Origin of the sequence: Methylophaga sp. UBA5088 (genome assembly GCF_002414625.1) — a bacterium.
In the GTDB taxonomy this organism is placed as follows: domain Bacteria; phylum Pseudomonadota; class Gammaproteobacteria; order Nitrosococcales; family Methylophagaceae; genus Methylophaga; species Methylophaga marina.
On the sequence record NZ_DIAC01000032.1, the window covers coordinates 13,252 to 20,153 of the forward strand.

The following is a 6,902-nucleotide window of genomic DNA, read 5'->3' on the forward strand; positions in this document are numbered from 1 at the left end:
GCAACTGGAAAGCATGCTCAAGTGGGCTGGTCAAGGCCCACGGTTTGCTGAAGTCACTTCACTTGACATCAGTGAGCAATCACCAGACCAAACATTCACTGATTTTGAGATTCGTTAATTAATGCTTCACTTGTCTACTATCTAGTGGAGAGCATTGCTAAACATAAAACAAACGCTATGATGTATTCCCAGTCTGCATACGATAAATAAGAAGGACACCACATGGCCCAGCGCTTCAACTCCCAGAGTTTTTTTGTACGTTTTTTGTTTGCTTTACTTCTGGTCTTTGTCAGTTACAACCCGAGTGGTTATAGCTATTATCACTGGGCTCAGGATGCGTTTTTTGGCCAGGGAACGTTTAAAACACCACCATTTGCGATGACAACGGTGTTATTAATGATCGGCTGGACGATTTATCTGAGAGCGACGTTTCGTTCGCTAGGTGGATTTGGCTTATTACTCGCACTGGCGTTCTTTGCAATTATTATCTGGTGGCTGGTTGATCTTGGCTTACTGGGCATTGATGACTTCTCTATTCTCAGCTACATCGCCCTATTCCTTATCTCAGCGGTGTTAGCCGTCGGTATGTCATGGTCGCACATCCGTCGCCGTATCTCTGGGCAAATTGATACAGACGATGTGGATGAAGATTAGGATATAGCTGAACATTAAGGGTATTTTGCATTGTGCCAAAGCAACAAAATGATTTTACTGAAAGCGCGGCTGAACTAGCGTGGAATACCCTAACTGCAGAAGATGATGGCAGAGCGTGTAAAGACATACCGGAACAAGCCTGTGACGAACAACCACGAAACTTTTCAACCCATGTTCTCTCTTTATCACTAACAAAGTCGGCTGATGCCTTTGTAAATCGTAAACTCATCTTAAGCTGGATTCTTACTACACTAGGGACACCGGCTTATTTCATCGGTTTACTCGTGCCCATTCGAGAAGCCGGATCGCTTCTACCACAATTATTTATTGCTGATACCGTACGTTCTCTGGCTCTACGTAAATATGTTTGGGTATTGGGGAGTTTGATTCAAGGTCTGAGCGCGGCAGGCATGGGCATAGCAGTGATGACGCTAGACGGTACGATGCTAGGTTTTGTTATAGTTTCACTATTAGGCGTGCTGGCACTTTCAAGAAGCTTGTGTTCTGTATCCTATAAAGATGTTCTGGGCAAAACAGTCAGTAAGGCCAAGCGAGGCACAGCGACTGGCGCAGCATCCTCTTTATCAGCCGGATTAGTGATTGCCTATGCGCTGCTTATTTCTCTTGAAGTCGTTGATAAATTAACGCTGGTAACCATAGGGCTGTTCTTTGCTGCAGGCTTCTGGATTCTCGCCTGTGCATTATTTTCAACATTAGAAGAACGAAAAGGCGCGACAGAAGGGGGTAAGAATCTTTTTATCGTTGCCAGAAAGAACCTTTCATATTTATACACTGATCGTGAGTTGGGACTATTTATCCTGACTCGTGCATTACTGATAGCCACGGCACTTGCACCACCGTTCATGCTGGCATTGAATGCAGAGCAAATGGATAACTCTATCGGTGGTTTAGGCAGCTTATTGTTTGCCTCATCATTAGCCTGTTTGATCAGCGGTTATGTCTGGGGTCGTCTCGCCGATATTTCCAGCCGGAAAGTCTTGTTCTTTTCAGGCTTTAGTGCGGGTACTGCTCTTGTTTTCACGGTGATTGCGGCCAACTATCATCTACTAGAGACAAACTGGATATTGCCCTTTTTATTATTCGCGCTGATGATCGCTTATGAAGGTGTTCGAATGGGACGCTCAATTCACTTAGTCGATATCGCGGATCAGGATAAACGGGCTATATACACGGCTCTCTCAAATACCATCATTGGACTGTTTTTATTGCTAGGGGGATTATTTAGCTTCATTTCGCATTGGTATGGTGAACAAACCGTTCTATTGATTTTTGCTTTGATGAGTTTTCTAGCCATGTTACCGGCCTATCTGATGAAAGAAGCACAATAAAAAGCTTCTTTCATATCAATATACAGGGATGATTCCTTAGCCAAGTTTTCACTCATTGCTTATGCTTAGTTTTCTAGTCTTGGTGATACCGCCAAACCATAAAAAATAAAAGCGAAACCTTATGAGTGAGAGAGATAATGCCTTTTTTAACCGTGCGGATGCATTTATCGCACTGGCTAATGAACAGATGGAAAAAGGAGTAGCAGCCGGCGAAGTTAGTGTTTCATTTATGTATTCTCTGGCCCGATACACCGCCTGGTTCAGCGCATCAGGCTGGACTAAAAGTCAGGATATGGCTGATGCAAGAGATGAAACCATCGAATTTTTTGTAAAAGAATATCGACAAATGTTAGAAATGAATATGGATGATTATATTCAGAATTTTGACCAATATATTCAAGTATCAACAGAACTAAAACAAAAAGATTTGTTGAGTTAGAACGCCTTTTTCTCAACTTTATGCTTTGATTATTAAAAATAATCAGTCAATTCAATTAAATTGATATAGCATCTAATCATCAATGATTGATTGGATTGACTGATATGTTTGTTCGTTTTTCAAAAACACTCAACTGCATCATTTTTACTGGTGTATTTTTTTCCCTGACTGGCTGCGCAACCCGATACTTAATAGAATCCGATCGATATCATCAGTCACCTGAAACAGCTTCACATCAATATATCGATGCCGTGAGCCATTGATCCGCCATCAAGTCCCTTTTCACAAGCCTTTGATGAGCAGTAATGATAGTATGCGCATATGTTTACTATGGAGAAACCTATGTTTATTCATGTATTAAAGTTGCTAAGCTTGTGCGCACTCCTATTACTGAGTGCCTGCCATCACTACCACCCACATAAAACAATGCCACCAGGCCATGATCCCAATGGGCCGGGCAATAGTGAAAATGCGCCAGGCCATAACAAATAAACAGGAATAAATAATGCTGCTTAAATTACTCGGTATTTTATTTATTGCTGCAGGTACAGCGGGCTTAGTGATCGATGACATTCCATTTACCAAGAAAACCCATGAAGCGGATCTCGGTATCATTGAGCTGCAAGTTGATGAAAAAGAAATTTACCATGTACCTGAATGGCTCGGTGCCATCAGTATTGGTTTGGGCACACTGTTACTCTTAGTTCCAAATGGCCGTCGTCGCCGTTAAACCACTATCATCACGCATCATAACGACTTTATGATGCGTGAATCTTACCTTCTTTCTATCTCAAAATGTCTTGAGAACTTGTCTCGTAGTCCTGCTTATTGCCATTTTTTGGACACAAAAACAAAACATTTTTTTTCATGGCTGTTAATATGACCATCCACACAAATTTGGATCTCTGCTTCTTAAACAACTTACAAAAGCATGTTTAAAAAACAGTCATTCTTGTGTGGTGTGTTTTTTTAATGGAGAAAAAACGATGCAACACCGAATAAAGAATTCTGTAAGTCGATCACTGCTGTTTGCACAAGATGTTGGTTTGATTCTTGTTGCGATTGCCACCATGGTAGCCATTGGTATCGAAGTCAACATCATGATTACCAACAGCTATGTATCACTCACTGATCTGCTACTTATGTTCATATACCTAGAGGTTCTGACGATGGTAGCGGTTTATTACGAGTCGGGTGAACTTCCTATCAAGATACCGTTGTATATAGCGATTGTTGCTTTAGCCCGTTATCTGATTCTTGATATGAAAAATATTGATACATGGCGGATTCTGGGAATCGCTTCTTCTATTCTATTAATAGGAGCATCGATCATCATCATTCATTACTGTAAACAATTAATGCAGGATAAAGTTGAAAGCTGATCATAAATAACGCGATGAACAGCTTGTTTGGCGGAACTGGCAACAGTTCCGCTTTTTTTTGACTACCCTGCTCTACCCATTCATGTTTTACATATAAGCCGACCTATTTTCAGCTTTGATTAAGATTGCATGACTAAGCTCAACTTAATGTCATCAATAAATGAGGTAATCATGCAACAGCTGAAACGCATTTCCGGTCACTGGTTAACGTTAACATTAGCCTGTTTCAGTCTCATATTATTGCTGAGTTACACAAACACCGAAGCCCAAATCAAAGAGACTAATCCTTGGGATCTCAACGCCCATTATTCAGTTGGTAAACCGATCACTATTGATGGCATTGAAGATAATCTGTCTGGTTTAAGCTACCAACCAGAAACAGATCATTTATTTGCTGTTCTCAATAACCCTGAACAACTCATCGAACTCACAAAACAAGGCGATATTGTCCGTCGAATTGATCTGGATGGGTTTATCGATACAGAGAGTGTCGCCTACCTTGGTCAGAACCAGTTTGTAGTCACCGAGGAGAGAAGACAAAAGCTGGTTTTCTTCACTATTGATGAAAAAACAGAAAGAGTAAATTACTCAGACAGTAAACACTTACATATGAATTGGGCAAGATTAGATAACCATGCTATGGAGGGATTAGCCTGGTCCCCCCATTATGGATTTTTTATCTTACAGGAAGAGCCCCCTATGATTCTGAATCATATGACAGATGAATCAGACAGAGACATTACCCAAGTGGATGTAGAGAAGTTAAATCAAACTTTACCTGAGCTGGTAAAGGACTTCGCTGGTATCAGTTTATTTTATATCGAACAATCACCATACCTGTTAGTACTCAGTGAAGCTTCGCATGAGTTGAATCTAATTAACTTAAGTGGCAATACACTCTCAAAACATAGTCTAAAAAAAGGGATCTTTAATCTATGGCCCATTATGAAACAACCTGAAGGAGTGACCGTTGATAATGATGGCAATATATTTATTGTGGGTGAGCCTAATCAATTATTGACCTTAACAAGACATAGCAAACTCAATCAGGGCCTATAAAAAAAGCGGTCATTTGACCGCTTTTTTTATTTATGGCTGTCGTTGCTTATACATCATAGTTAGATGCTGAAACATCGCCACCATGTCCTGTCCAGTTAGTATGGAAAAATTCGCCACGCGGCTTATCCACTCGTTCATATGTATGAGCACCGAAATAATCTCGCTGTGCCTGTAGTAAATTGGCAGGTAAGCGTTCACTACGATACCCATCATAAAATGACAGGGCGCTGCTAAATGTAGGGACAGGAACACCTATGCTGACCGCTGTAGCCACAGCTTTACGCCATCCAGGCAGAGCATGGGTGATAGCGTCAATAAAGAAATCATCCAGTAATAAATTCTGTAGATCAGGATTGATATCAAACGCATCACGAATTTTGCCAAGAAACTGGCTACGAATAATACAACCACCTCGCCACATTAGCGCTATGCCGCCATAATTGAGCTGCCAACCATACGTTTTAGCCGCTTCACGCATCAGCATATACCCTTGAGCATAAGAGATTATTTTTGATGCATATAAAGCATCACGGATAGCGTTAACCATCTCCGCCTTGTCACCGTCGAAACGTGCTGTGATGGCAGGTAAAACTTTTGACGCCGTCACACGCTCGTCTTTTAGAGAGGACAAACAACGCGCAAACACAGCTTCACCGATTAATGTCAGAGGAATCCCCAGATCCAGTGCATTCATCCCTGTCCATTTTCCCGTGCCTTTTTGTCCGGCCGTGTCGAGAATATGATCGAGAAGTAACTCACCATTCTCATCACGCTTAGCCAAAATATCACGTGTAATCTCGATCAAATAAGAGTCCAGAACGCCCTCATTCCATTCGGCAAAGACGCGATGAATTTCCTCTCCACTCATACCGAGACCTTCACGCATCATCTGGTAAGCTTCACAGATGAGTTGCATATCGCCGTACTCAATTCCGTTATGTACCATTTTCACATAGTGACCAGCCCCATCATTTCCTACCCAATCACAGCAGGGTTCACCATCCACCTGTGCTGATATTTTCTGGAAAATAGGCTTAACGGCGGGCCATGCCGCATTATTTCCTCCCGGCATCAAAGAAGGTCCATGCCTTGCTCCTTCCTCTCCTCCTGATACCCCACTGCCTATAAATAGAATCCCTTTCTGACGTAACTCCTGCGTTCTTCTATCACTGTCATTAAAGAGCGAGTTACCACCATCAATGATGATGTCTCCCTTTTCAAGGTATGGCACCAATTGTTCAATAAAAGCATCAATAACGGGGCCAGCTTTCACCATAAGCATCACCCGACGCGGTGGCTTCAAGCTACTGACAAAGCTTTTCAAATCATGACAGCCAAGAACATTAGTACCTTTGGCTGGCCCGTTGAGAAACTCGTCCACTTTGCTGGTGGTACGATTGAATACGGCGACTTTGAATCCTTTATCATTCATGTTCAGGACAAGGTTCTGACCCATTACGGCCAGTCCAACGACACCGATATCTGCTATTGCGGGATTATCTACTTCACTCATAATTCTTTGCACACCTTTATATATTCACCAACTGCTTCACGGGTTGAACCGACAACTAAACGTCGTTGTCCTGATGCCGAATCACACTCTACAGCTCCTGCAACCTCAATCGTTTCACCTTTTTGTGCTTGACCAACATACGTGTGAGTAAACGAAATAACCTCTGGTGTCATTTCATTATCTATAAGGTAACGGGCTGGAAAATCAAATGCTTGCTTATCATCAATCACCACCGCTTTGAGGGTAGAAATACCCTGTTTCATATAGTGATGGTGATCGACCACTACTTCTTCAGGCAAACTGACCATACCAATATCAAACTTGGTTCCATCAATGGCTGCCTTGTTATATTTACGTGCCTCATGCCAAGCAAACTCATCGAAATTAAGCGATCCCCCCCGGCGCTGAAAATTATCTTTCATCAATGAAATATCTAGTGAGGACAATTGCTGCTCTGCAATGGCTTGCTTTACTGCGAGACGAGTTTTATAAAAAGCGTCACGTCC

7 protein-coding genes and 1 pseudogene are annotated in these 6,902 nt (G+C 42.0%); 6 read left to right on the forward strand and 2 right to left on the reverse strand.

Annotated features, from left to right (window positions below; genetic code table 11):
• The first annotated feature begins 222 nt into the window (after positions 1–222).
• From B4K20_RS04280 to B4K20_RS04305, 6 genes are all read left to right on the forward strand, one after another.
• Complete coding sequence (locus B4K20_RS04280) at positions 223–654, forward strand: DUF6524 family protein (RefSeq protein ID WP_286303721.1); 432 nt, start codon at positions 223–225, stop codon at positions 652–654.
• Between the two features lie 32 nt (positions 655–686).
• On the forward strand, positions 687–2,003 hold the full coding sequence (locus B4K20_RS04285; protein ID WP_289282005.1) for an MFS transporter: 1,317 nt from the start codon (positions 687–689) through the stop codon (positions 2,001–2,003).
• A gap of 121 nt (positions 2,004–2,124) precedes the next feature.
• Positions 2,125–2,442: a DUF3144 domain-containing protein gene (locus tag B4K20_RS04290; protein WP_289282006.1), complete on the forward strand. Its 318-nt coding sequence runs from the start codon at positions 2,125–2,127 to the stop codon at positions 2,440–2,442.
• A gap of 505 nt (positions 2,443–2,947) precedes the next feature.
• Positions 2,948–3,172, forward strand: coding sequence for a hypothetical protein (locus tag B4K20_RS04295; RefSeq protein WP_289282007.1), 225 nt, complete (start codon positions 2,948–2,950; stop codon positions 3,170–3,172).
• Positions 3,173–3,428: 256 nt separating this feature from the next.
• Positions 3,429–3,824, forward strand: a complete 396-nt coding sequence (locus tag B4K20_RS04300; protein WP_289282008.1) for a phosphate-starvation-inducible protein PsiE — start codon at positions 3,429–3,431, stop codon at positions 3,822–3,824.
• Between the two features lie 171 nt (positions 3,825–3,995).
• Positions 3,996–4,883 (forward strand): SdiA-regulated domain-containing protein, encoded by an 888-nt coding sequence (locus tag B4K20_RS04305; RefSeq protein WP_289282009.1) that lies wholly within the window; start codon positions 3,996–3,998, stop codon positions 4,881–4,883.
• 46 nt (positions 4,884–4,929) lie between these two features.
• On the opposite strand, the gene gnd is transcribed toward B4K20_RS04305, so the two are convergent.
• Positions 4,930–6,396 carry a decarboxylating NADP(+)-dependent phosphogluconate dehydrogenase gene (gene gnd / locus B4K20_RS04310; protein WP_286303715.1) on the reverse strand — a complete coding sequence of 489 codons (1,467 nt, stop codon included), beginning with the start codon at positions 6,394–6,396 and terminating at the stop codon, positions 4,930–4,932.
• Positions 6,393–6,902, reverse strand: a pseudogene (locus B4K20_RS04315) (hypothetical protein); the annotation flags it as partial. The pseudogene B4K20_RS04315 and the gene gnd, both read right to left, overlap by 4 nt.